Source organism: Streptomyces sp. NPDC003023 (assembly GCF_042888225.1).
Classification (GTDB): Bacteria; Actinomycetota; Actinomycetes; order Streptomycetales; family Streptomycetaceae; genus Streptomyces.
On the sequence record NZ_JBIAPL010000001.1, the window covers coordinates 1,484,701 to 1,508,373 of the forward strand.

The window sequence follows — 23,673 nt, forward strand, 5'->3', positions numbered from 1 at the left end:
TTTCCGGTTCGGTCGGCCTCAGCCGGCGGCGGGCCAGGTGATCCACGACTCGGGGACGTCGTCCTCGAGCCGCCGGACGTCGCGCGGTGCGAGCACACCGGAGCGCAGCAGCTCCGCGGCGACCATCCGCGCGACGGCGATCGCTCCCGTCGGATCGAAGTGGGTGTTGTCCTGCTTCTCCGCGGTCCAGTTGAAGTACGCCTTGCTGCCCTCCGGTCCCAGCTCCTGCCAACGGGCGGCGGACAGTGCCTGGATGTCGAGCAGCGGGATTCCGTCCTCGGCCGCGACGGCCCTCATCGCGGCCGGGTGGTCGCCGTGCGTCGGAACCGCGTTGCCCGCGTCGTCGAACCTGCGCCGCTCCACGGACGTCGCGAGCACCGGCAGGGCGCCGCGCTCGCGCGCCCCTTTGACGTACCGGCGCAGATACTCCTGGTACGTCGACCACGGCTCGGTGTACCGGGTGGGATCGGCGGTCTTCCCGTCGTTGTGGCCGAACTGCACCAGGAGCACGTCGCCGGGCCGGATCCGTGCCAGCACGGCCTCCAGGCGGCCCTCGTCGGCGAAGCTCTTCGAACTCCTGCCGTTGACGGCGTGGTTGGCGACCCGGAGTTCTTTGTGGAGGAAGAAGGGGAGCGCCGTGCCCCATCCGGTCTCCGGGGCGGCGTCCGCGTACTTCCGCGCGGCGGTGGAGTCACCGGCGATGAAGAGTGTGCGCGTCCGGTTCCGGTGCCCGGACGGTCCCGCCAGGGCGGCGGGGGCCGCGGCGGCCACGAGCGGAAGGCCCGCGGCTGCCGCGACCACCTGGCGACGGGTCGGCCTCACTTGTTCTGCTGCTTCCACTCGGCCTGGGCCTCGTCGAGCTGCTCGGCCAGCGAGTCGAGGAAGTCCTTCGCCGACATCTTGCCGAGCAGCACCTTCTGGAAGGCCGGCTCGTTCTCCGCCTTGGAGATGGTGTTCCAGTCGGGCAGGTGGTACGGCAGCTGGACGATCTTCGTGGTGTCGCCGAACAGCGCCTCCGCCGCCAGCCTGGTGGGCTCCGCCTTCCGCACCCACGCGTCCTTGGCCGCCTCGGTGTTGGCCGGTATCGCGCCGGCCGACTCGTTCCACCGGCTGTTCGACTCGTGCGAGGCGGCGAACTCGATGAACTTCCATGCCGCGGCCTTGTTGCCGCTCGACTTGAACAGCCCGAGCCCGTCGACGGGGTTGGAGACCTGCACCCGCGTGCCGTCGTCGGCGGTCGGCAGCGGGATGCCGCGGAACTTCTCTGTGCCGAGAGCCTTCACATGGTCCTTGTAGGAACCCAGGTTGTGATTGAGCATGCCGATCTCGCCGCTGTCCCACTGGGCGACCATCTTGGTGAAGTCGTTGTTCACGTCCGCGGCAGGGGTGCTCTTCTTGAACAGCGCCGCGTACTTCTCCAGCGCCGCGACGTTCTTCGGGTCGTTGACGGTCGTCCGGTCGCCGTTCCAGAACGAGTCGATGCCGCTCTGGCCGTACATCGCGTCCAGCGCCTGGGCGATGGATCCGGCGCCGCCGCGGATGGTGTACCCGAAGCGGTTCCTGTCCTTCGCGGTGAGCCTGTCCGCCGCCGTGAAGAACTTCGACCAGGTGGTGGGCGCCTCCAGCCCCGCCGCCTCGAAGAGGTCGGTGCGGTAGTAGAGCACGCCGTTGCTGGCCGAGGTCGGCACGGTGAACATGCGCTCCCGACCGCCCGCGGCCTTCACACTCTCCACCATGCCCTCGTTCAGCTTCCCCTCGAGGGAACTGGCGGCGATGCGCTCGTCGAGCGGCTCCAGGGCGTCCTGCGCGGCGATCCCGGCGAGCATGGCCGCCCCGACGCCGCCGACGTCGGGCAGCCCACCGCCCTGGATGGCGGTGTCGTACTTGGACTGGACCTCGGTCGAGGCGACCCCGACGTAGTCGACGTCGATGTCGGGATGCTTCTTCTCGAAGTCGGCGATGATCTCCATCCACACGTCGGTGCGGACACCGCCGTTGTTGTCCCAGAAGGTGATCTTTCCCTTGCCGGAGCCCTCGTCGCCGGCGCCGCTGCTGCCGTCGTCGCCGCATGCGGCGGCGGTCAGCGCCAGGACGGTGGTGAGTGCGAGGAAGGGGGCGGTTCTGCCCCGTCCGCGGCGGAAGATGGTCATGGTCGGCTCTTTTCTGCTGATACGGACCCGCGTGATGTGCGTGGACTCTGCGGTGTGCTGACGGATGTGATGCGAAACCGTGTGAACCTCGCGGTGTTGGCGTGGCCCGCCGGGACGGAGCCGGCGTCGGGAGCGGCGGCGAACAGCCCGAGGAGCGCGCCCACCCAGCGCCAGGCAGTGGCGGCGAAGACCTGACCGGACGGCAGGAACCCCTCCTCGTCGGCGCCCGGCAAGGCGGCGGAGAAGCGGCACCTGGCGCCGGCACCGGTGACGATCCGCAGCACCGCCCTTCCCTCGGGCGCGTGCCGCGCGGGTGCCGCTTCCCGCTCCCGCTCCGCGGTGGTCTCCGCGAAGCGGTGCACCAGGTGCACGGCGCCGTCGGCGCCCCGCTCCAGACCGATCCAGGCGAACGCGTCACCGAGTACGGCGATCCCCGCGCGTGCGCCGGGTGCCGCACCCTCCAGACGCAGCTCGACCTCGATGACGGAGTCGGCCGCGGGCAGCCGCTGGGTGAGGACATGGGGCAGCCTCCGCAGGTCGTACGCCTCGTCACCGCGTACGCACGTCAGCCGCAGACCGTCGCCCGAGTGCAGCGGTGCCCAGCCCTCGCCGGGATTCGCCGCCCACTGCCACTGGCGGCCGAAGCGTCCGCCGGGGAAGCCGTCGTCGGCCGCGGGGGCGGACCGCGGCTGCTCCGGCAGATCGGGCTTCGGATGGACCAGCACGGGCGAGCCCCCGAGGCCGAGCACCGGCCAGCCGTCGTCACCCCACTCCATCGGCTGGAGATGGACCACCCGCCCGTACGCGCCCCGGTCCTGGAAGTGCAGGAACCAGTCCTCGCCGTACCGGGTGCGCACCCAGCCGCCCTGGTGCGGCCCGTTGACGGGAGTGTCACCCTGCTCGAGGACGACACGCTCCTTGTACGGACCGAAGAAGTCGCGGGAGCGCAGCGCCCCCTGCCAGCCGGTCGCCACACCGCCGGCCGGGGCGAGGATCCAGAACCAGCCGTCGTGCCGGTACAGCTTGGGACCCTCCAGGGTGAACCAGCCCGGAATGCGGTCCCCGTCGACCACGGTCCTGCCCTCGTCGAGGAGCGCGCTGCCGTCGGGGCGCATACGGTGCCCGGTGAGCCTGTTGCCGACGCCGGAGCGGGACCTGGCCCAGGCGTGCACGAGATACGCCTCACCGGTCTCCTCGTCCCACAGGGGACAGGGATCGATCAGCCCCCGGCCCTCCTTCACCAGATGCGGGCGGCTCCAACCGCTGCGGATGTCAGGGGAGTTGACCTGCCAGACGCCGTGGTCCGGGTCGCCCCAGAAGATCCAGAAACGGTCGTCGTGGTGCCGGATGGACGGCGCCCACACCCCGCTGTCCTGCCGGGGCACGGCGAAGGCGGCCGCCGGCTCGAGACGTTCCAGCGCATGCCCGATCAGGGTCCAGTTGACCAGGTCCCTCGAGTGCAGCAGCGGCAGACCCGGGGCCCGGCCGAAGCTCGAGGCCGTCAGATAGAAGTCGTCACCGACCCGTACGACATCGGGGTCGGACCAGTCGGCGGCCAGTACGGGATTGCGGTACGTCCCGTCGCCGAGGTCCCCGCTCGTCATGCCGTCACCGCCCTGTGGGCCAGGGCCGCCGCCGTGTCACGGTCCAGGCGTCCGTCGGCGACGACGGTGACGACGCGGCGGACCGCGGTCTCCTCCGGTGCCAGCGCCAGCCGCTCACTGTGCGCGAGGGACGAGCCGACTCCCGGGTACTCGGTGGTTCGCACGAACCAGGGATCCTCCCGCGTCCGTACGGTCGCCCCGGCGAAGACCAGCGTCCAGCGCTCTCCCACGAGGGCGAGCCAGTCGGCGCGCCCACCGTGCACCGCGGCCTCGCCCTCCGCCCGGTCGGTGAACACGTCCGGCGCCGCGGCTTCCCTGGGAGCGCGCCAGAAGAAGCCGCCGTAACCGGCTCCCGGCCGGCCGTTCGTCGCCGGGCTGCCCACGGACAGGGCGGCACCGCTCACATTGGTCAGGGAGAACGTGAGGTCCAGCGCCCACGCGGTGCCGGTGAGGGCTGTGACGGCCACCGTGCGGTGCTCGCGCAGCAGCCTGCGCCCGCCGGCGAGCCAGCTCAGCTCGGCCACGAAGCCGTCCGGGTCACGGAGCTTGAACCCGCTGTGGCACTGCGCCCCGTGGTTGTCGAGCTCGGTGGGCCCCTGCCCGCGCACATAGGTCCGGCCGCCCCAGAAGTTGTGCCCGGCCACGTCCGGCACGGCGACGCCCGCGCCCAGATGATGCGGATGGTCGCGTGGCGCCAGCTCGGTGACGGGGACACCGCCCAGCGTCGTGACGGGATGGAGGTAGGGACGAGGAGAGGAGCGCCTGTCCAGGTCCGCGAGGAACGTGTACCGGCCGACGGGCCGGCCGGCGCAGTGGAGCACGGTCGTGGAGCTCATGACGTGGTCACCCCCGTGGGAAGCGCCCAGGGCGCGCCGAGTTCGGAGTAGAGACCGAGGCGCTCCGCCCCGGCGGCGACCAGCTCGTCGATGCCAGGCACCACCCGGCGCGGCGTGTCGCCGCCGTCGGCGTGGCGCCACGCCGACGGCGGCAGCCGCACCGGGTCGGGAGCGGTGCGCACGGCCTCGACGACGCGCATGAACGCGCCGCAGACCTCCGGGGGAGCCAGCAGCGCGGCGCCCTCCGTCACATGCAGGACCAGGTTCTCCAGCAGATCGGTCCTGCCGTACACGGTCTCGCGCGGGCCCTGCCCGGACCGCTGCACCAGCACGCGGTCCTGCTTGTACCAGAAGGTGACGCGGCCCCTGCTGCCGTGCACCATCACATACGGCTCGGCGGCCCTCTCCGCGCACAGCGTCACCGCCACGGTGACGCGTCCGCCATCGGACGTCGTCACGCGGACACAGGAGGTGTCGTCGGACTCGATGGCGTTGGCGCGGAACAGCTCGGTCTCGATACGGGCCACGTCCCCGGCGCGGGTGCTTCCGTCCAGTGCCAGCGCCGTGGAGACCGCGTGGGCGAGCGGGTTGGTGAGCGCCCCGTCGACGACGTCGGCGCCGTCGAGCCGGCGCCGCCCGGCCCAGGGGGAGCGCCGGTAGTACGCCTCGTCGCGCACCCAGGCACCCGCCGCGCCCACCCCGCGCACCTCGCCGATCGCACCGCTCGCGACGAGTGAGCGGATCGCGGGCAGTGCGTGCGAGCCCAGCGACTGGAACCCGATCTGGCAGGCCGCTCCCGCCTCGGCGACGCCGTCGGCCATCCGCCGGAACTCCTCGTACGACGGTGCGGGAGGCTTCTCGAGCAGCAGATGCGCGCCGCGGCGGGCCGCGGTCAGCGCCAGTTCCGTGTGCGTCTGGATCGGCGTGCAGACCACCGCGATCCGGGCGCCGGTGGAGGCGAGCAGCGCGTCGAGGTCCGGCGACTGCTCGGGTACGGCCAGTCCCTCCAACTCCTGCGGGACCAGCGGGCGCAGTTCGCAGACACCGGCCAGGCGCACCAGGCCCTGCTGCTGGAGCCGGCGGATGTTGTCCAGATGGTGGCGGCCGTGGCCACGGGCGCCGACCAGTACGACGGGCACCGCCTCTACGCCGCTCATCCCTTCACCGCCCCCGCGCTGAAGCCTGTGATCAGCCACTTCTGGATGAACGCGAACACGATGACGACGGGAACGGCCGCGATCACACCGCCCGCGGCCAGTGCGCCGAGGTCGACGCTGTCCGCGCCCATCAGGGTGTTGAGACCGACGGGGATGGTCTGCTTGTCCTGGTTGTTGAGGAACATCAGGGCGAACAGGAAGTGGTTCCAGGCGTGCACGAAGGCGAAGGAACCGACGGCGACCAGCCCGGGTCGCAGCAGCGGCAGCACCACGATGCGGAACGCGCCGAAGCGGTCGCAGCCGTCCACCCAGGCCGCCTCCTCCAGGGAGTACGGCACGTTCCTGATGAAGCCGCTGATCAGGATCATCGACAGCGGCAGCTGGAAGACGGTCTCCGCGATGATGACGCTGAGCAGCGAGTTGATCAGGCTCAGGCCGGCGAAGATCTCGAAGAGCGGCACCAGCAGCAGCGCGCCCGGCACGAACTGCGAGCACAGCAGCGCCAGCATGAAGCCCTTCTTCAGCCGGAACTCGAAGCGGGCCAGCGCGTATCCGCCGGCCAGTGCGATCACCGTGGTCATCACCAGGACGGCGACGCCGGTGAGGAGACTGTTCTGGAAGAAGGTGGCGAAGCTGCGCTCGGTCCACACCTTCTCGAAGTGCTCCGTGGTCATCGGCCACGGCACCAGCGAGGTGGACCCGGTCGGGCGCAGGGCGAACAGCAGGATCCAGTAGAAGGGGATGAGCGTGAAGAGGAGGTAGACGCCGAGTGGCAGATAGATCTGCCACCGGGGCACCTCGTCCCACGCGCGCCTGTGCCCGCGGGGGCGCGATGGCGGGGCGAGCGGGGTGACGGGTGCCGGCGCGCTGTTTCGCGTCGTCTCAGTCGTGATCACTTGTTCCCGCCTCCGAACTTGCTCAGGCGCAGATAGACCATCGAGAAGAAGAGAAGGATCACGAACGCCACCGTCGTCAGCGCCGAGGCGTAGCCGAAGTCGTGCGCGTCGACACTGGTGTTGGCGATGTAGAGCGGCAGCGTCGTGGTCTCGCCCGCCGGTCCGCCGCCGGTCAGGGTGTACAGCAGGTCGACGTTGTTGAACTCCCAGACCGCCCGCAGCAGGGTGGAGAGGATGATGGCGTCCTTCAAGTGCGGCAGCGTGATGTGCAGGAACTGCTGCAGCCGGCTCGCGCCGTCCACCTCCGCCGCCTCGTAGAGGTCCTTGGACACGGACTGGAGGTCGGCGAGGATGAGGATCGCGAAGAACGGGACACCGCGCCACAGGTCCGCGACGACGGCGGCGGGGAAGACGGTCGCGGTGTCGGAGAGCCAGGACGTGCCGTACTCGCCGATGCCGAGGTCAGCCAGGTAACGGGTGATACCGGTCTGGGAGTTGTAGAGCAGCACCCAGATCGCGGAGGTCAGCACCCCGGAGACGGCCCACGGCGAGAACACCAGGGCCCGTCCCAGCGCCCGGCCCGCGAAGGTCTGGTTGACGATCAGCGCGAGCGCCAGCCCGAACAGCAGCTGCAGGCTCACCTCGACCACGACCCACTTGAGGCTGAAGGCCAGCGTTCCCCAGAAGTGCGGGTCGTCCGTGAAGATCGTCGTGAAGTTGGAGAGCCCCGCGAATCCGTTGCGCCAGGGTTTGGTGGGGTTGTACTCCTGCAGGCTGTAGTAGAAGACGCTGAGCACCGGATAGGCGATGAAGCCCAGCATCAGCAGCCCCGCGGGGGCGATCAGCAGATACGGCAGCCGGCGTGGGGCCGCTCCCGTACGGCGGCCGGGCGCTCTTGGCCGCCCGGCCGGGGGCCCCGGCGATTTCTGCGCCACAGCTTGGGCCATGACTGCAACTCCGATCTGGGGTAAGCGCTTTCTCGGACGCTGTGCGGATGTCGGGCGAAACGGCGGAGAGGGGGTGGGCTCAGCCCGCGTACGGGTCCGGCACTTCGCCGGGCCGCGACAGGAACGCGAAGTCGCATCCCGTGTCGGCCTGCGTGACCTGGTCGCTGTACAGGGCGCCGTAGCCGCGCCCGTAACGGGCCGGCGGCGGCGTCCACGCGGACCGCCGGCGCTCCAGCTCCTCGTCCGGGACCTCGAGACGAAGGGAACGTGCCGCCACGTCGAGCGTGATCCGGTCACCGGTCCGGACGAGGGCCAGCGGCCCGCCGACGTACGACTCCGGCGCCACATGCAGCACACAGGTGCCGTAACTGGTGCCGCTCATACGGGCGTCGGAGATCCGGACCATGTCCCGCACACCCTGCTTGAGGAGGTGCTCGGGGATGGGCAGCATCCCGTACTCCGGCATTCCCGGACCGCCCTTGGGGCCTGCCCCCTGGAGCACGAGCACATGGTCGGCGGTGATGCCGAGCGACGGATCGTCGATGGTGCGCTGCATGGTCCGGTAGTCCGGGAAGACCACGGCCGGTCCGGTGTGCCTGAGCAGCTTCGGGTCCGCGGCGATGTGCTTGACGACCGCCCCGTCCGGGCAGAGATTGCCCCTCAGGACCGCGACCCCGCCCTCGGTCGCGACCGGGTTGTCACGGGGGCGGATCACGTCGTCGTTGTGCACCCGCGCGCCGCTCAGCTGCTCGCGAAGAGTGGCATGGGCGACGGTCGGCCGGTCCAGGTGGAGCAGATCGGTGATGCGGGAGAGGAATCCGGGCAGCCCGCCCGCGAAGTGGAAGTCCTCCATCAGATGGGGGCCGCCGCCCGGACGGACGTTGGCCAGCACCGGAACCGTACGGGCGATCCGGTCGAAGTCGTCGAGGCGCAGATCCACCCCCGCCCGCCCGGCCATCGCGATCAGATGGATGACGGCGTTGGTCGAACCGCCGAGACCGAGAACCGTCGTCACCGCGTCCTCGAACGCCTCCCTGCCCAGGATCCGCGACAGCCTCAAGTCCTGACGCACCAGCTCCACGATCCGCATCCCGGACGCCGCGGCCATCCGGTCGTGACCGGAGTCGACCGCGGGTACGGACGAGGCACCGGGGAGGGTCACTCCCAGCGCCTCGGCGGCGGCGGTCAGTGTGGCGGCGGTGCCCATGGTCATGCACGTACCGGGGGAGCGGGCCAGACCGCTCTCAAGTTCGTTCATCTCGCAGTCGCCCAGCAGACCGGCGCGCCGGTCGTCCCAGTACTTCCACATGTCGGTGCCGGAACCCAGCACCTCGTTCCGCCAGTGGCCCGGCAGCATCGGCCCCGCCGGCACGAACACCGCCGGCAGATCGGCACTGGCCGCGCCCATCAGCAGGGCCGGTGTCGACTTGTCGCAGCCGCCGAGCAGCACCGCGCCGTCCACCGGATAGGAGCGCAGCAGCTCCTCCGTCTCCATCGCCAGCATGTTCCGGTAGAGCATGGGGGTCGGCTTCTGGAAGGTCTCGGAGAGCGTGGAGACCGGGAACTCCAGCGGAAAGCCGCCCGCCTGCCAGACCCCGCGCTTGACGGCCTGCGCACGGTCACGCAGATGCACATGGCACGGGTTGATGTCCGACCAGGTGTTGAGCACCGCGATCACGGGCTTGCCCAGGTGCTCCTCCGGCAGATACCCCAACTGCCGGGTACGGGCCCGGTGGGAGAACGAGCGGAGCCCGTCCGTCCCGTACCACTGGTGGCTGCGCAGTTGCTCCGGCCGCAGGCTCATACGCCCCACCCGGCCACGAGGCCGGCGACCTCCGCGCGCTTCCTCCGCGGCAGCGGACTGCTGGGCGGGCGGATGTCGCGGCGGCACAGACCGAGGGCGGCGAGGGCCTCCTTGACGACCGTGACGTTGTCCGCGGAACGGTGGGCGGCACGCAGTTCCTCGAGAGGGCGGATCTGTTCCCAGACCTTCATCGCCGCCGGATGGTCCCCGGCCCGCAGCGCCGCCAGCATCTCCAGCGAGACCGACGGCGACACGTTGACCAGACCGGAGGTGAATCCCGTGGCCCCGGCGGAGAAGTACGACGGCGCGTACAGCTCGGCGAGGCCCGCGATCCACACGAAGCGCTCCATGCCGGCGTCGCGGGCGAAGGCGGCGAACTGCGCCGCGTCCGGCAGCGCGTACTTCACCCCGATGACATTGGGACACAACTCACCGAGCCGCGCCATGCGTTCGCCGCGCAGGTGCGGATTGCGCACGTAGGGGACGACGCCGAGCTCGGGCACCGCGTCCGCTATCGCCCGGTGGTAGTCCACCCAGCCGTCCTGCGACACGTACGGATGCACGGGCTGGTGCACCATCACCATCTGCCCGCCCACGTCGCGAGCGTGCCGGGCGGAGGCGACCGCGGTCGGCACGTCGAGGCCCACGCCGACCAGGACGGCCGCCCGGCCGGCCGACTCCTCGACCGTCAGCTCGGTGACCTCGCGCCGCTCGTCGGGATCGAGGGCGTAGTACTCGCCGGTGTTGCCGTTCGGCGTGAGGGTGCGCACGCCACCGTCGAGGAGGCGGCGCAGCAGGGCCCGGTGCGCGGCCGCGTCGACGGTGTCCTCGGCGGTGAACGGCGTGACGGGGATGGCCACCACATCGGCCAGGGCCGCACGCAGGGTGCCGAAGCCGTCGTCGCCGCTCATGCCTCGCCCTCCTCGTCCGTCGTCGGGAAGGCCCGCTGCACGAACGAGTCGATGTGTTCGTGCAGGGCGCGGGCCGCGGCGTCGGCGTCGCCGGTGAGCGCGAGCCGCAGGATCTCGCGGTGCTCGTCGGCCTCCCGCTGCCACGACGGTTCGGCGGCCCACGCCACCGTGGAGACCAGGGCGGCCTGGTCACGGACCTCGTCGAGCATCCGCGCGAGCAGCGGATTGCCGCACGGAAGGTACAGGGCCCGGTGGAACTCCCGGTTGGCCAGCGACCGGTCGGCCTGATCGGCCGCCTCGTCCGCCTTGATCAGCGCGGTCCGTGCGTCCTCCAGGGAGGCCCGCCGCGAGACCGAGCGCCGCAGCGCCTCCGGCTCGAGCAGCAGACGTACGTCGTACACCTCACGCGCCATGCTCGAGTCGACCATGCGGACGGTGGCGCCCTTGTACTGGCTCATCACCACGAGTCCGGTGCCGGCCAGGGTCTTGAGGGCCTCCCGCACCGGGGTCTTCGACACGCCGAACTGCGCGGCCAGTTCGGTCTCGACCAGTGCCTGGCCGGGGCTGAGACCGCCGGTGAGGATGCTGTGCTTGATCGCCTCCAGGACGTACTGGGTGCGGGAGGGGATCGGGGTGGGTGCGAAGGTCATCAGCACTCTCAGATCTCGCGTATCGCGTCTCATATATGACGTACGAATTGCAACGCGCCGAACGTAGAGCCGAGTCGGAGCCGCGTCAATGCCTGGGACAGGAATCGACTCGATGTCCGTTTTCCACGGTCAAGTGCTGCCGCCCGTCGGGCTGTTCAGGGCTGCCACGGGGCGGATACGGCACAGGCGACGACGTCCAGGGCCCGGCCGTGTTCGGTGAGGTGGCCGGCGCAGGCGACGGGGTCGCGAAGTTCGGACGGCCTGTGGTCGTCCGAACTTCGCCGGAGACCGGTCCCGCCTGCCTGATGGCCGGTCAGGGGCACGCGTCACGAGCGCACCCCCGGTGCCGGGCCCGTGCTGTCGCGCTCGGTCAACTCCGGTTCCGGCACCTCGATGCCGCCACCGCGCGACCGCGCGGCCTCGATCAGCAGGTGCACGGCCCGGCGGCCCGGCTCCTGGGCCGGGACGGCCACCGGCGTGAGCTTGACGGGCGCCCGGGCCGCCACCTGCTCGGGGCACACCACGCCCACGGAGACGTCCTCCGGGACGGCGCGCCCCAAGCTGCCTCTGCACCGCGAGCAGCGGCTCCGCGGCTGAGTGCCCATGAGTGCCCATGCGGGTTCATGAGGCTGTCGAAGCGCCTCAACGGCCCTGCGGTCAGACGATGTTCTCCGCGATCTCCGCCTGCTCGCGGGCGTTCCCGTACGCGGAGGGCGTGCTGTAGGAGCGGCGCGCCACGAACCACCACACCGTCGCCAGGACCAGCACCGCCGCCAGTGCGATGGAGGCGTAGTTCATCGTGTCCACGGTCACCGGGTTCGACTGCGGCAGGCAGAACAGCACGGTCACGCACGCGACCCACACCACCGCGACCCAGCCGATGGGCCGGCTCCAGCGGCCGAGGCTCCACGGACCGGGCTCGAAGCGGTTGCCCGCGCGCAGCCGCAGATAGATCGGGATGGCGTACGCGGGCGTGATGCCGATGACGTTGATCGCGGTGACCGCGCCGTAGGCGGTCGCGGAGTAGAGCGACGGCACCGCCAGCAGGCAGGCGAAGCCCACCGACAACCACACGGCGGGGACGGGCGTCTGGGTGCGGCTGCTGACCCTGCGCCACAGGGCGGATCCCGGCAGCGCGTTGTCGCGGCTGAACGCGAACACCATGCGGCTCGCCGCGGCGACTTCCGCGTTGCCGCAGAAGAGCTGGGCGACGATCACGACGAGGAGCAGGGCGGTGGCGCCGCCCGTTCCGAGGGCGTCGATGAAGATCTGGGCGGGCGGCACCCCGGTCGCGGTGTCCTGGGTTCCCGCGTAGTCCTGGATGGCGAAGGTCAGCCCCGCGAGCAGCGCGAACCCGGCGATCCAGGAGACCCAGATGGAGCGCACGATGCCCTTGGCGGCGGCGACGGACGCGTTGGAGGTCTCCTCGGACAGATGGGCCGAGGCGTCGTACCCGCTGAAGGTGTACTGCGCGAGCAGCAGACCGATGGCGGCGACGTAGATCGGATTGTCCCAGCCGGTGTTGTTGACGAACTCTCCGAAGACGAACTCGGGGGACTGGTGGTCCGAGGGCACGATCGCGAGCGCGCCCACGATCAGGGCCACGCCGCCGAGGTGCCACCAGACACTGACGGAGTTGAGCAGGCTGACGAGCCGCACGCCGAACAGGTTGAGGGTGGCGTGCAACAGCAGGATGCAGATGAAGATGATCATCGTGGAGCCGGGGGTGGGCTCGAAGCCCCACTGCAGGTTCAGAAAGGCGCCGGTGAACAGGGCGCAGCCGTAGTCGATTCCGGCGATGGCGCCCAGCAGACCGAGCAGGTTGAGCCAGCCAGTGTACCAACCCCATTTGCGGCCGCCGAGCCGGTCGGCCATGTAGTACAGCGCTCCCGAGGTCGGGTAGGCGCTGGTCACCTCGGCCAGGGCCATGCCGACGCACAGGACGAACAGCCCGACGCCCGCCCAGCCCCAGAGCATCACCGCGGGGCCGCCGGTGCCGAGACCGAACCCGTAGAGCGTCATGCAGCCGGACAGGATCGAGATCACGGAGAAGCTGATGGCGAAGTTGCCGAAGCCGCCCATTCTGCGGGCCAGTACGGGTTGATAGCCGAGCTCCCGCAGCCGCTCCTCCTCGTCCTTGGGGGGAGTCCGGTCGGAGCCCGACCACTTCGGCGGGGATATGGACATCGAACGAACCTCCGGGGACGGGCGACGGACATGGTGCGGATCAGCCGTGCGGACCGGGTGCGGGCCGGGACGGTGGTACGGATCAGTAGTGGGGGCCGGAACCGGAATGAGGACCGGAATGAGGACCGGAATGAGGACTGGAATCAGGAGGGAAATCGGAGTCGAAGCCTGGAACCCGATCCGGAACCCCATCCGGAACCGGATCCGGATCAGGACCGGGGCCCTGGCCGGTCTCGCGCGCCGCCGCCAGGCAGCGCCCCCGTGCGCGCAGGAACACCTCCTCCGCGAGTGCCGCGTCACCGGGATTCTGCGTGCGGTACGCCCACGGAAGCGTCGTGTAGTACGGGCCCAGAGCCTCGAACACCCGTGCCGCGTCGGCGAATCGGACCGAACCCCACAGCGCGTGCGCCAGGTGGTTGAGGTCGGGCAGGGCCCGCGTCGCCGGGGAGGCCACGTCGAACCAGTCGTGCAGGGCGAGGCGCGCGTCGCGGGCGGCGTCGTCCGTGACCCAGTGCAGGTCCAGCGCCTTCTCGTGGCCGTTCTCCCGGCGGTGGCGTTCGACCCGCACATACAGCGGAAGCGCCTTGAGCGCGGACCCCATGGGCGCGGTCGAGGACGCCCACTGGACGAAGTTGACCGCCTCCGACAGATTCCTGCCCACCCGGCGGGCGTACACGAACTGCAGCATCCGGTGGTACGCCTCACGGTTGTGCGGATCGCGCTTGTCCGCCTGCGCCAGCAGGCCCCACGGGCCGGGGAAGAGCATGGGGCCGGGCGGCGCGGCCCGGTGCTCCTCCAGGCGCTGGCCCTCGTCGAGCCGGGACAGAGCCAGCAGACACACCCACGGCACCGGATCCTCCGGCGACAGGTGTGCCGCGAACCGGCATGCCTCCCAGGCCTCTTGCCACAGTTCCTTGGTGCGCCGGTGTGTGTCGCGGTGCGCCCGCAGCGCCCGCTCGACGGCGACCCGGCAGTGCATCACGGCCGCGTCGGGACTGTCGGGCTCCTCCGTCCGCCACGCCTGCACGGTGTCGGAGCCGGCCGCCACGGCGGCCAGTACCTGGGTGCGCTGTGTCCACAGGGCCCAGTCACCCGTCGTCTCGAGAAGGTTCCGCATCGACAGCCAGCGACCGGTGCGTAAGTCTTGGAGCGCGGCGCGCAGTTCCTGGTCCTGCCCGGCCGGATGGTAGACGGGACGGAACGCGTCCGCCGCCATCAGGGGTCCGTCCGTCCCGGCGGCCGGACCCGAGCCTGTTCGGCTAGCACGGTCGTGGCGCCCCCTGCCCGATAACCGTGCGTTCCGCTCCCCGGACCCGTGAGGGGCCCGCTGCGTGGATCCGTGCGGGGCCCGCTGCTCGTTCCGGCGCAGGGTGGAGCTCGGACTGTGAACTGGTCATGAGGCCTCTTGGGGCGGTGGGGGGCTGGCTGAGGCGTATGTGTCGAGGTCGGTGGTCGGCCGGCATCGGCGGGGAACGGCAGCCGCCCGGCTCCCGTTCCGCTTCGATGCGCGGCCGATCTTACTCAAGCCGCGCCGTACGGCAAGCAGTTGACGACAACGCTGTCACACCGGCCCGCCCGCGCCCCTTGACGACGACCATGGCCTACCCCCACGCTTTCGTCAGTGATCAAGGTTCCTGTTACCGGAGAACGGGGTGGCCGATGACGGGCCCGGTGCTTGCCGTCGACCAGGGCACCTCCGGCACCAAAGCGCTCGTCGTCTGCCCCGAACGCGGCGTGATCGGCACCGGTTCCGCGCCCGTGTCACCCCGCTACGGCCCCGGCGGACGCGTCGAGGTCGACCCGGCGGAGCTGCTCGCCTCCGTGGTGGACGCCGGAAGCCGGGCACTGGCCCACGCCGGCGAGCCCGTATCGGCAGTCGGTCTGGCCAACCAGGGCGAGACGGTTCTCGCCTGGGATCCGGTCACCGGCGAGCCGCTCACCGACGCGATCGTCTGGCAGGACCGGCGCGCGGAGGCATTGTGTGCCGAACTCGCCCCGCACGCGGACGAGTTGCGGCGACTCACCGGTCTGCCGCTGGATCCCTACTTCGCCGCGCCGAAGATGGCCTGGATCCGCCGCGAGCTCACCGGCGAGGGCGTCGTCACCACCAGCGACTCCTGGCTCGTGCACCGGCTCACCGGTGCCTTCGTCACCGACGCGGCCACCGCCGGACGCACCCAGCTCCTCGACCTCGACGAGGTCGCCTGGTCACAGCGGGCACTCGACCTCTTCGGCCTGTCCGGCGAACGGCTCCCGGACATCGTCGACGCGGCCGGTCCCGTCGGCGTCACCACCGCCTTCGGCACCCGCGTCCCGCTCACCGGCCTGCTCGTCGACCAGCAGGCCGCCCTCCTCGCCCAGAGCGTCATGGAACCCGGCACCGCCAAGTGCACTTACGGCACAGGCGCGTTCCTGCTCGCCCAGACGGGCCGGCGGCCGCGCCGCTCCACCACCGGGCTCGTCGGCTGCGTCGCCTGGCGGCTCGGCGGCCGCACCAGCTACTGCCTGGACGGCCAGGTCTACACGGCCGCCTCCGCGGTACGGTGGCTCACCGGCCTCAAGATCGTCTCCGGCGCCGGTGACCTGGACGCCGTCGGCGCCACCGTTCCCGACAGCGGGGGAGTCACCTTCGTACCGGCGCTCGCCGGACTCGCCGCCCCCTGGTGGCGCGGTGACGTGCGGGGCTCCGTGACCGGTCTCGGCCTGGACACCGGCCCCGGCCATCTGGTCCGCGCCCTGTGCGAGGGCATCGCCGCACAGGTCGTCTCCCTCGCCGACGCCGTGGCCACCGACCTCGGGTCGCCGCTGACGGCCCTCCGCGTCGACGGCGGTCTCACCCGGTCCGCGCTCCTCATGCAGACACAGGCCGACCTGCTGCAACGCCCCGTGGAGGTGTCGGCCCTACCCGACGCGACCGCGCTCGGCGCCGCCGCCGTCGCACGGCTCGGCACCGATCCCGCCCTCGCGCCGGAGCAGGCCGTCCCCGTGTGGAAGCCGTCCGCCGTGTACGAACCCCGGATCAGCGCCGACCGCGCTGCCGACCGGCTCGGCGTGTTCCGCGCCGAGGTCGCCGCCCTGCTGGAGCGTTCGCCCGCGTCCGCCGCCCCCGGGGCGTCATGACCGTCACCACCGGCGGCGAACTGCCAGGCCGTCTCCACGATGTCACCGTCGTCGGCGCGGGCGTCGTCGGCTCCGCCATCGCCCGCGAACTCGCCCGCCACCGGCTGCGCATCGCGCTCGTGGACGCGGGCGACGACGTCGGGGAGGGCACGTCCAAGGCCAACACGGCCATCCTGCACACCGGTTTCGACGCCGTACCCGGCTCCCTGGAGTCCCGTCTCGTACGCGAGGGCCGGCGCCGCCTCGCCGCCTACGCGCACGAGAGCGGCATCCCCCTCGACCCGGTGGGGGCGCTGCTCGTCGCCTGGGACCGGGAGCAGTTGGCCACCCTTCCCGCCCTCGCGGACAAGGCCGCCCGCAACGGCTACCGCGCCGCGCGGCTGCTGGACGCCCCCGAACTCGCGCGACGCGAGCCGCATCTCGGCCCCGGCGCGCTCGGCGCCCTCGAGATCCCCGACGAGTGGGTCATCTGCCCCTGGACGACGACGCTCGCCTACGCCACCCAGGCCGTCCGCGCCGGAGTCGACCTGCACCTGGGCTGCCGGGTGCACTCCGTCACCGGCGGCCCCCACCACGAACTCACCACCTCGCGCGGCCTGTTGCGCACCCGCTACCTGGTCAACGCCGCCGGACTGCACGCCGACGACCTCGACCGCCGACTGGGGCACCGCGATTTCACCGTCACCCCCCGGCGCGGTCAGCTGATCGTCTACGACAAGCTCGCCCGCCCCCTCGTCCGGCACATCCTGCTCCCCGTACCGACCGCGCTCGGAAAGGGCGTCCTCGTCGCACCGACCGTGTACGGGAACGTGATCCTCGGCCCGACCGCGGAGGACCTCGACGACAAGCGGGCCACCGGCTCGACCGCCGAAGGGCTGGCACTGCTGCGGGAGAAGGGCCGGCGGATCCTGCCCGCGCTGATCGACGAGGAGGTCACCGCCGTCTACGCGGGACTGCGCGCGGCCACCGAGCACGACGACTACCGCATCCGCGCCCACAGCCGGCAGCGGTACGTCACCGTCGGCGGCATCCGGTCCACCGGGCTGACGGCCTCCATGGCGATCGCCGCCCACGTCACCGGCCTGCTCGGCGACCTCGGTCTCGACCTGGGCCCCGCCCGCGATCTCGAACCGGTGCGCATGCCCAACATCGGCGAGACACTCCCACGCCCCTACCAGCGGGCCGACCTGATCGCCGCCGACCCCGCGTACGGCACCATCGTCTGCCACTGCGAGCGCGTCACCCGCGGCGAGATCCGCGACGCGCTCGCCGGCCCGGTCCCGCCGGTGACCCTCGACGGACTGCGGCGCCGGACCCGTGCCCGCGGCGGCCGCTGCCAGGGCTTCCACTGCGGGGCCGCCGTCCGCGCGCTGTTCGAAGAGGCCCGCCGGTGAGCCGTACGGAGCGTGCCGTGGACGTCCTCGTCGTCGGCGCCGGACCGGCCGGACTCGGCGCGGCGGCCGGCCTGGCCTCGTCCGGCGCGGGCCGCGTCGAGGTCCTCGAAAGGGACGAGCAGCCCGGCGGCGTCCCACGCCACAGCCATCACCGCGGATTCGGGCCCCGCCACCGGCTCACCGACGGCCCCCGGTACGCCGGTCGTCTCCTCGACGCGGCCCTCGCCGCCGGGGCCGACGTCCGCACCTCGGTCACCGCCACCGGCTGGGCGGGCCCCCGCACCCTCGACACGACCGGCCCGCACGGCCTCGAGCGCATCACCGCACGCGCGGTGGTCCTGGCCACCGGAGCCCGGGAACGGCCGCGCAGCGCGCGCCTCGTCCCCGGTACCCGCCCGGCCGGCGTCCTCACCACGGGTGAGCTCCAGCAGGCCGTGCACCTTCACCGCCAGGCCGTCGGCAGCCGCGCCGTCGTGGTGGGCGGGGAAGCCGTGGCGCTCCACGCCGTACGCACCCTGCGGTCCGCGGGCACGCAGGTCGTCGCCGTCGTCACCGACGGCCCCCGGCTTCCCGCGCAGTCGCCACGGCACAGGGTGCCGGTGCTCACCGGCAGCACCGTCGCGGAGCTGACCGGCCGGGGCAGGCTGTCGGGCGTCCGTGTCCTGCGCCACGACGGGACGAGCACCCTCCTCGCCTGCGACACGGTGGTGTTCACCGGCGACTGGATCCCCGACCACGAACTCGCCCGGCGCGGCGGCGCGGAACTCGACCCGGGCACACGCGGGCCGGCCGTCGACACCGGCTTCCGCACGGCCCTGCCCGGCGTCTTCGCCGCCGGCAACCTGCTGCACGGCGTCGAACCCGCGGCGACCGCCGCGGCAGAGGGCCGTAGCGCCGCCGTCACCGTCCTGCGGCACCTGGCGGGCACCGAACAGTGGCCAGTCCGCTCGCTGCCCGTGGAAGCCGACGGCCCGCTGCTCTGGGTCGCGCCCAACCGCGTACACCCGGGCGGCCCGCCACCCCTCGGGCACCGCTTCGTCCTGCGGACCGCACAGCGCATCGCCGGGCCGATCCTCGTCGTCCGCCAGGACGGCCGTGTGCTCGACCGGCAGCATCTGCCGCGGACCGCCCTGCCGGGGGAGGCGGTCCATCTGCGCTCCGGCTGGACCTCCCGCGCCGACCCCGACGGGGGCCCGGTACGCGTCACCGTCATGTCCGATTCCCGCCGGCCCGGCGCCGGGGAGGGTCGCATACTGACCGTATGACCACTGAGGCACGAACGGTTCCGGACAGCCGGTACGAGGCAGTGACCAGCCGGGACGCACGGTTCGACGGAGTGTTCTTCTTCGCCGTCGCGACCACCGGCATCTACTGCCGGCCCAGCTGCCCCGCCGTCACGCCCAAGCGGCAGAACGTGTCGTTCCACCCCACCGCCGCGGCCGCCCAGAGCGCCGGCTTCCGCGCCTGCCGCCGCTGCCGGCCGGACGCGGTCCCGGGCTCCGCGGAGTGGAACGTCCGCGCCGACGTCGTCGGCCGCGCGATGCGGCTGATCGGGGACGGGGTCGTGGACCGCGAGGGTGTCGCCGGCCTCGCCACCCGCCTCGGCTACAGCGCCCGCCAGGTGCAGCGCCAGCTCAACGCCGAACTCGGCGCGGGCCCCGTGGCCCTGGCCCGCGCCCAGCGCGGCCACACCGCACGCGTCCTGCTCCAGACGACGACCCTTCAGGCCGCCGAGATCGCCTTCGCGGCCGGATTCGCGAGCGTACGGCAGTTCAACGACACGATCCGCGAGATCTACGCCGCCACCCCGACGGAGCTCCGCGCCCTGCGGCCGGGCCGTGCCCGCCCCGAGCCGGGCGCCGCCGGAGTGCCGCTGCGGCTCGCCCATCGTGGTCCGTACGCCGCGGACCGGATGTTCGACCACCTGGCCGCCCACGCCCTCGTCGGCGTCGAGGAGATCACCGGCGGTCCCGGCGGCCGCACCTACCGCCGCACTCTGCGGCTGCCCGGCGGTCCCGGCGTCGCGGAGGTCAAGGAACGCGCGGGCACCGGGAACTGGCTGGAGTGCCGGCTGCACCTGACGGACCTGCGCGACCTCACCACGGCCACCCAGCGGATGCGCCGCCTGTTCGACCTCGACGCAGATCCCTGCGCGGTCGCGGACCGTCTCGGCGCCGACCCGTTCCTCGCTCCGCACGTCGCGGCCTGCCCCGGCCTGCGGGTCCCCGGCACGGTGGACCCCCACGAGTCGGCCGTCCGCACGCTGGTGGGGGACGAGGAGGCGGGCGCGCTCGTGGCCGCGTACGGAGAAAGGCTCGACGCCCCGAGCGGCGGTCTCACCCACCTGTTCCCCCGAGCGGTGGACCTGACCGGCAGCAACCGTCCGGCGCTGCGCGCGCTCGCGCGGGCACTGGCCGCGGGTGACGTCGTGCTCGACCCCGGAGCCGACCGTGCGGAGACGGAGCGGCAGCTGCTGCGGCTCCCCGGAATCGACGAACGGACCGCCGCGCTCGTCCGCCTGCACGCGCTGGGCGACCCCGATGTGCTGCTGCCCGGCGACCCGGCGGTTCCGCCCGGCGCCGACACCGAGGGCTGGCGGCCGTGGAGTTCGTACGCGATGCACCACTTGTGGGCGGCGGCCCACGCGGCGGTCGTCTGAGGACCGGTCCTTCTGCGGGCACCGGTCCTCAGACGGCACCGGTCCTCTGAGGACACCCGTTCACCCGTACGGTGCAGCAACGCAGCGGCCCCCGCTCCCGGCGGGCCGAGAGTGGATCCCATCGACCATCGCCCACCGTCACCGCACCGGGAGAACCGATGACCCCGCTCAACCGACGTGACCTCGGCCTGCTCGCCCTGCGTGCCGGAACCGGTGCCGTCCTCGTGGCCCACGGCACGCAGAAGCTCTTCGGCTGGTTCGGGGGCGGTGGTCTGGAGGGGACCGCCCAGGGAATGGAGGCCATGGGCTTCCACCCGCCCAAGCACAGCGCCGTCGCCGCGGGCGTCGCGGAGACGGGCGGCGGTCTGCTGCTCGCGCTGGGCCTCGCCACGCCGGCGGCCGGCGCGGCCGTGACCGGGAACATGGCGGGAGCGGTGTCCGTGCACGCGCCTGCCGGCTTCTTCTCCCAGTCCGGCGGCTTCGAGTACCCGGCGTTCCTCGGCTTCACGGCCGCTGCCATCGGAATCATGGGACCCGGCCGCTACTCGCTCGACCACGCCACGAACCACCGCCTCGACCGGCCGTGGGTTCTCGCGACCGCCTTCGTGGTCAGCGCTCTCGCCGCGTCGGCGGTCGTCGGCAAGCGGGCGAAGGGGCAGATCGGGGCCGACGTGGACGACTCGGAGAGCGACCAGGGTCTCGACACCGTGGAGGACTGAACAGGAGCGCTCCGGGGGCCCGTACGGCTCCACGGGCGGCAGCGCCGGTGACGCGGATGACGCGGAACCGGGCCGAACCGGTTCGGAGGCCCTGGTGTGAAGCACTGAACGATGGTTCACTTGTTGCATGGCCTACCGCAAGACACCCGCCGTGCAGAGCCGCCTGGACGCCGCCAGGGAGCACCTGGTCGAGCAGGCCACCTCCGTCGTCGCCGAGGTCGGCTGGTCGAACACCTCCGTCACCGCGGTCGCCGCCGCCGCGGGGATGTCGGTCGGCTCGGTGTACCAGCACTTCCCCTCCAAGGGCGCGCTGGCCGTCGAGGTCTTCCGCCGGGCTTCCGGCCGGGAGGTCGAGGTGCTGGGCGAAGTCCTCAGGGAGGGCAGCGGGGATCCCGTCGAGCGCATCGCGCTCGGCGTCGGCGTGTTCGCCCGCCGCGCCATGGAGCGCCGTGGCCTGGCCCACGCACTCCTCGCCGCCCCGGCGGACCGGGCCGTGGGCCAGGAGCGACTTGAATTCCGGCGCCGCTACCGCGAGGTGTTCGCCGCGGTGATCCGCGAGGGCATCCACGCCGGGCTGCTGCCCGACCAGGACCCCGACGTCACCGCCGCGGCGCTCACCGGGGCGATCGGCGAGGTGCTGGTGGACCCACTGTCGGCCCCCGCCGAGGGTGACGCCGCGGAGCGCCTCGTCGCCGAACTGGTGGCGATGTCCCTGCGCTGCGCGGGCGCCACGTCCGCGGGCTGACCACACCTACGACTCCCGAGGACCGTGATGACCGCGAACCCCGCCATGTCCGCCGCCCCCGCCGCCCCCGCCGGGCCCGCCGCACCCGTTTCCGCCGCGCACGCGGCGTCCCCGTCCGACGGAGGCTCGCCGCGCAGCAACCCCACCGCCCGCACCCACGAGGTGACCAACCAGCCGCCGCCCCTGGTCGGCCACGACGTGGCGGACGACGCGGTGCTGCTCGAGGGCGTGGGCCGGGAAGGCGCCGGATGGTCCCTGGACGACCTCCACCGCATCGGCGTGCTGGCCGGCTCGGAGCAGGTCCGCCACTGGGCGGAGGAGGCCAATCGGTGCGAACCGCTGCTGCGCACCCATGACCGGTACGGAAACCGGATCGACGAGGTGGACTTCCACCCGGCGTACCACTCGCTCATGGACGTGGCGATCCGTGAGGGACTCGGCGGCGCGCCGTGGGCCGACGACCGGCCCGGCGCGCATGTGGCCCGCGCCGCGGGCTTCATGGTGTGGAGCTCGGCGGAACAGGGCCATGCCTGCCCCGTGTCGATGACCTACGCCGTCGTCCCCGCCCTGCGGTCCACGCCCGAACTGGCCGCCCTCTACGAGCCGTTGCTGACCAGCCGCGTGTACGACCCCGGTCTGCGCGCGCCCGGCGGCAAGCGGGGGCTGCTCGCCGGAATGGGCATGACGGAGAAGCAGGGTGGCACCGATGTGCGCGCCAACACCACCGTCGCCGTGGAGCACGGCGACGGCACCTGGCGGCTGCGCGGCCACAAGTGGTTCACCAGCGCGCCCATGAACGACCTGTTCCTGGTGCTCGCCCAGGCGCCTGGAGGACTGTCCTGCTTCCTGGTGCCGCGGGTGCTCCCCGACGGCAGCCGCAACACCTTCCGTATCCAGCGGCTCAAGGACAAGCTCGGGAACCGGAGCAACGCCAGCAGCGAGCCCGAGTTCGACGACACCGTCGCCTGGCTGGTGGGCACAGAGGGCCACGGCGTACGGACGATCATCGACATGGTCACGATGACCCGGCTCGACTGCGTCCTCGGTTCGGCCTCCGGTATCCGCACGGCACTGACTCAGGCCGCCCATCACGTCCGCCACCGTTCGGTGTTCGGCGCCCGGCTGATCGACCAGCCTCTGATGCGCAACGTCGTGGCCGACCTGAGTGTCGAGTCGGAGGCGGCGACCACGCTGGCGCTCAGGATCGCGGGAGCGGCGGACCGCGCGCAGCGCGGCGACACCACGGAGCGGGCGTTTCTGCGGCTGGCGACGGCGGTCGGCAAGTACTGGGTCTGCAAGCGGCAGCCGGCCGCGGTCGCCGAGGCGCTGGAATGCCTCGGCGGCAACGGCTACGACGAGGCATCGGGGATGCCCCGGCTCTACCGGGAGGCGCCGCTCAACGGCATCTGGGAAGGCTCCGGCAACGTCAACGCGCTCGACGTGCTGCGGGCGCTGACCCGGGAGCCCGAATGCCTGGAGGCCTTTCGGGCGGAGGTGGGGGCCGCCCTGGGTGCGGACACCCGACTGGATGCGGCCTGGCGGCAGTTGAGCGGCGATCTCGTGCTCACGGACGACGCCGCGCTCGGTGCTCGCCGCCTGGTCGAACGCATGGCCCTGGTGCTCCAGGGCGCTCTGCTCGTCCGTCACGCACCGCCCGCGGTGGCGGACGCGTTCTGCGCGTCCAGGCTCGCCGGCGACCGCGGTCTGGCCTTCGGGACGCTGCCCACCGGGCTCGACCTCGCCGCGCTGATCGACCGCGTGCCGGCCACGGCGTAACCGGCCGGCCGCCCTCTCACACCGACTTGCGCCGTTTCGAGCCGACACACGTCGACACACGTCGACACACGTCGACACACGTCGACACACGCCGACTTGCGCCGACTTGCGTCGCCTC

General features: G+C 72.2%; 20 protein-coding genes. 7 read left to right on the forward strand and 13 right to left on the reverse strand.

Annotated features, from left to right (window positions below; translation table 11 throughout):
- Positions 1-18 precede the first annotated feature (18 nt).
- The 13 genes from ACFYV1_RS06340 to ACFYV1_RS06400 all read right to left on the reverse strand — a co-directional run bounded on the left by ACFYV1_RS06340 (position 19) and on the right by ACFYV1_RS06400 (position 14,358).
- Positions 19-822 (reverse strand): rhamnogalacturonan acetylesterase, encoded by an 804-nt coding sequence (locus ACFYV1_RS06340; RefSeq protein ID WP_389394186.1) that lies wholly within the window; start codon positions 820-822, stop codon positions 19-21.
- Entirely contained in the window at positions 819-2,150 is a 1,332-nt protein-coding gene (locus tag ACFYV1_RS06345; protein ID WP_389394187.1) for an ABC transporter substrate-binding protein, read from the reverse strand. Before ACFYV1_RS06345 ends, ACFYV1_RS06340 begins: the two co-directional genes overlap by 4 nt.
- Positions 2,147-3,754: a family 43 glycosylhydrolase gene (locus ACFYV1_RS06350; RefSeq protein ID WP_389394188.1), complete on the reverse strand. Its 1,608-nt coding sequence runs from the start codon at positions 3,752-3,754 to the stop codon at positions 2,147-2,149. The genes ACFYV1_RS06345 and ACFYV1_RS06350 overlap by 4 nt, the downstream gene beginning before the upstream one ends.
- The gene (locus ACFYV1_RS06355) at positions 3,751-4,590 is read right to left on the reverse strand and encodes a PmoA family protein (protein WP_389394189.1); all 840 of its coding nucleotides are present in this window, start codon (positions 4,588-4,590) and stop codon (positions 3,751-3,753) included. The genes ACFYV1_RS06350 and ACFYV1_RS06355 overlap by 4 nt, the downstream gene beginning before the upstream one ends.
- The gene (locus ACFYV1_RS06360) at positions 4,587-5,747 is read right to left on the reverse strand and encodes a Gfo/Idh/MocA family protein (protein ID WP_389394190.1); all 1,161 of its coding nucleotides are present in this window, start codon (positions 5,745-5,747) and stop codon (positions 4,587-4,589) included. Before ACFYV1_RS06360 ends, ACFYV1_RS06355 begins: the two co-directional genes overlap by 4 nt.
- Complete coding sequence (locus ACFYV1_RS06365) at positions 5,744-6,643, reverse strand: carbohydrate ABC transporter permease (protein WP_389394191.1); 900 nt, start codon at positions 6,641-6,643, stop codon at positions 5,744-5,746. The genes ACFYV1_RS06360 and ACFYV1_RS06365 overlap by 4 nt, the downstream gene beginning before the upstream one ends.
- Positions 6,640-7,590, reverse strand: coding sequence for a carbohydrate ABC transporter permease (locus tag ACFYV1_RS06370; RefSeq protein WP_389394192.1), 951 nt, complete (start codon positions 7,588-7,590; stop codon positions 6,640-6,642). The genes ACFYV1_RS06365 and ACFYV1_RS06370 overlap by 4 nt, the downstream gene beginning before the upstream one ends.
- Positions 7,591-7,669: 79 nt before the next feature.
- Positions 7,670-9,394 (reverse strand): L-arabinonate dehydratase, encoded by a 1,725-nt coding sequence (gene araD / locus ACFYV1_RS06375; RefSeq protein WP_389394193.1) that lies wholly within the window; start codon positions 9,392-9,394, stop codon positions 7,670-7,672.
- Complete coding sequence (locus ACFYV1_RS06380) at positions 9,391-10,305, reverse strand: dihydrodipicolinate synthase family protein (protein WP_389394194.1); 915 nt, start codon at positions 10,303-10,305, stop codon at positions 9,391-9,393. The genes araD and ACFYV1_RS06380 overlap by 4 nt, the downstream gene beginning before the upstream one ends.
- The gene (locus ACFYV1_RS06385; protein ID WP_389394195.1) at positions 10,302-10,955 is read right to left on the reverse strand and encodes a GntR family transcriptional regulator; all 654 of its coding nucleotides are present in this window, start codon (positions 10,953-10,955) and stop codon (positions 10,302-10,304) included. Before ACFYV1_RS06385 ends, ACFYV1_RS06380 begins: the two co-directional genes overlap by 4 nt.
- Before the next feature lie 326 nt (positions 10,956-11,281).
- Complete coding sequence (locus ACFYV1_RS06390) at positions 11,282-11,515, reverse strand: substrate-binding domain-containing protein (RefSeq protein WP_389394196.1); 234 nt, start codon at positions 11,513-11,515, stop codon at positions 11,282-11,284.
- A 97-nt stretch (positions 11,516-11,612) separates the two neighbouring features.
- Positions 11,613-13,142, reverse strand: a complete 1,530-nt coding sequence (locus tag ACFYV1_RS06395; protein ID WP_389394197.1) for an amino acid permease — start codon at positions 13,140-13,142, stop codon at positions 11,613-11,615.
- An 82-nt stretch (positions 13,143-13,224) separates the two neighbouring features.
- Complete coding sequence (locus tag ACFYV1_RS06400) at positions 13,225-14,358, reverse strand: hypothetical protein (RefSeq protein ID WP_389394198.1); 1,134 nt, start codon at positions 14,356-14,358, stop codon at positions 13,225-13,227.
- Between the two features lie 443 nt (positions 14,359-14,801).
- Here ACFYV1_RS06400 and ACFYV1_RS06405 point away from each other — a divergent pair, with 443 nt between their 5' ends.
- The 7 genes from ACFYV1_RS06405 to ACFYV1_RS06435 all read left to right on the forward strand — a co-directional run bounded on the left by ACFYV1_RS06405 (position 14,802) and on the right by ACFYV1_RS06435 (position 23,555).
- Positions 14,802-16,262 (forward strand): FGGY family carbohydrate kinase, encoded by a 1,461-nt coding sequence (locus ACFYV1_RS06405; protein WP_389394199.1) that lies wholly within the window; start codon positions 14,802-14,804, stop codon positions 16,260-16,262.
- Positions 16,259-17,656: an FAD-dependent oxidoreductase gene (locus ACFYV1_RS06410; protein WP_389394200.1), complete on the forward strand. Its 1,398-nt coding sequence runs from the start codon at positions 16,259-16,261 to the stop codon at positions 17,654-17,656. Before ACFYV1_RS06405 ends, ACFYV1_RS06410 begins: the two co-directional genes overlap by 4 nt.
- Entirely contained in the window at positions 17,653-18,921 is a 1,269-nt protein-coding gene (locus tag ACFYV1_RS06415; protein WP_389394201.1) for an NAD(P)/FAD-dependent oxidoreductase, read from the forward strand. The genes ACFYV1_RS06410 and ACFYV1_RS06415 overlap by 4 nt, the downstream gene beginning before the upstream one ends.
- Positions 18,918-20,315, forward strand: a complete 1,398-nt coding sequence (locus ACFYV1_RS06420) for a bifunctional transcriptional activator/DNA repair enzyme AdaA (protein WP_389394202.1) — start codon at positions 18,918-18,920, stop codon at positions 20,313-20,315. The genes ACFYV1_RS06415 and ACFYV1_RS06420 overlap by 4 nt, the downstream gene beginning before the upstream one ends.
- A gap of 158 nt (positions 20,316-20,473) precedes the next feature.
- The gene (locus tag ACFYV1_RS06425) at positions 20,474-21,034 is read left to right on the forward strand and encodes a DoxX family protein (RefSeq protein ID WP_389394203.1); all 561 of its coding nucleotides are present in this window, start codon (positions 20,474-20,476) and stop codon (positions 21,032-21,034) included.
- Between the two features lie 127 nt (positions 21,035-21,161).
- Entirely contained in the window at positions 21,162-21,779 is a 618-nt protein-coding gene (locus tag ACFYV1_RS06430; protein ID WP_389394204.1) for a TetR/AcrR family transcriptional regulator, read from the forward strand.
- A gap of 27 nt (positions 21,780-21,806) precedes the next feature.
- A complete protein-coding gene (locus ACFYV1_RS06435) occupies positions 21,807-23,555 on the forward strand; it encodes an acyl-CoA dehydrogenase family protein (protein ID WP_389394205.1) in 1,749 nt (582 codons plus the stop codon).
- Positions 23,556-23,673 lie beyond the last annotated feature (118 nt).

What these genes read in the sequence shown, in the direction of transcription:
- ACFYV1_RS06435 (WP_389394205.1), top strand. Translation starts at nt 21,807, where the DNA reads ATGACCGCGAACCCCGCCATGTCCGCCGCCCCCGCCGCCCCCGCCGGG.
- ACFYV1_RS06360 (WP_389394190.1), bottom strand. Translation starts at nt 5,747, where the DNA reads ATGAGCGGCGTAGAGGCGGTGCCCGTCGTACTGGTCGGCGCCCGTGGC.
- ACFYV1_RS06370 (WP_389394192.1), bottom strand. Translation starts at nt 7,590, where the DNA reads ATGGCCCAAGCTGTGGCGCAGAAATCGCCGGGGCCCCCGGCCGGGCGG.
- ACFYV1_RS06400 (WP_389394198.1), bottom strand. Translation starts at nt 14,358, where the DNA reads ATGGCGGCGGACGCGTTCCGTCCCGTCTACCATCCGGCCGGGCAGGAC.
- ACFYV1_RS06425 (WP_389394203.1), top strand. Translation starts at nt 20,474, where the DNA reads ATGACCCCGCTCAACCGACGTGACCTCGGCCTGCTCGCCCTGCGTGCC.
- ACFYV1_RS06385 (WP_389394195.1), bottom strand. Translation starts at nt 10,955, where the DNA reads ATGACCTTCGCACCCACCCCGATCCCCTCCCGCACCCAGTACGTCCTG.
- ACFYV1_RS06345 (WP_389394187.1), bottom strand. Translation starts at nt 2,150, where the DNA reads ATGACCATCTTCCGCCGCGGACGGGGCAGAACCGCCCCCTTCCTCGCA.
- ACFYV1_RS06380 (WP_389394194.1), bottom strand. Translation starts at nt 10,305, where the DNA reads ATGAGCGGCGACGACGGCTTCGGCACCCTGCGTGCGGCCCTGGCCGAT.
- ACFYV1_RS06395 (WP_389394197.1), bottom strand. Translation starts at nt 13,142, where the DNA reads ATGTCCATATCCCCGCCGAAGTGGTCGGGCTCCGACCGGACTCCCCCC.
- ACFYV1_RS06410 (WP_389394200.1), top strand. Translation starts at nt 16,259, where the DNA reads ATGACCGTCACCACCGGCGGCGAACTGCCAGGCCGTCTCCACGATGTC.
- ACFYV1_RS06350 (WP_389394188.1), bottom strand. Translation starts at nt 3,754, where the DNA reads ATGACGAGCGGGGACCTCGGCGACGGGACGTACCGCAATCCCGTACTG.
- ACFYV1_RS06420 (WP_389394202.1), top strand. Translation starts at nt 18,918, where the DNA reads ATGACCACTGAGGCACGAACGGTTCCGGACAGCCGGTACGAGGCAGTG.
- ACFYV1_RS06430 (WP_389394204.1), top strand. Translation starts at nt 21,162, where the DNA reads ATGGCCTACCGCAAGACACCCGCCGTGCAGAGCCGCCTGGACGCCGCC.
- araD (WP_389394193.1), bottom strand. Translation starts at nt 9,394, where the DNA reads ATGAGCCTGCGGCCGGAGCAACTGCGCAGCCACCAGTGGTACGGGACG.
- ACFYV1_RS06405 (WP_389394199.1), top strand. Translation starts at nt 14,802, where the DNA reads ATGACGGGCCCGGTGCTTGCCGTCGACCAGGGCACCTCCGGCACCAAA.
- ACFYV1_RS06355 (WP_389394189.1), bottom strand. Translation starts at nt 4,590, where the DNA reads ATGAGCTCCACGACCGTGCTCCACTGCGCCGGCCGGCCCGTCGGCCGG.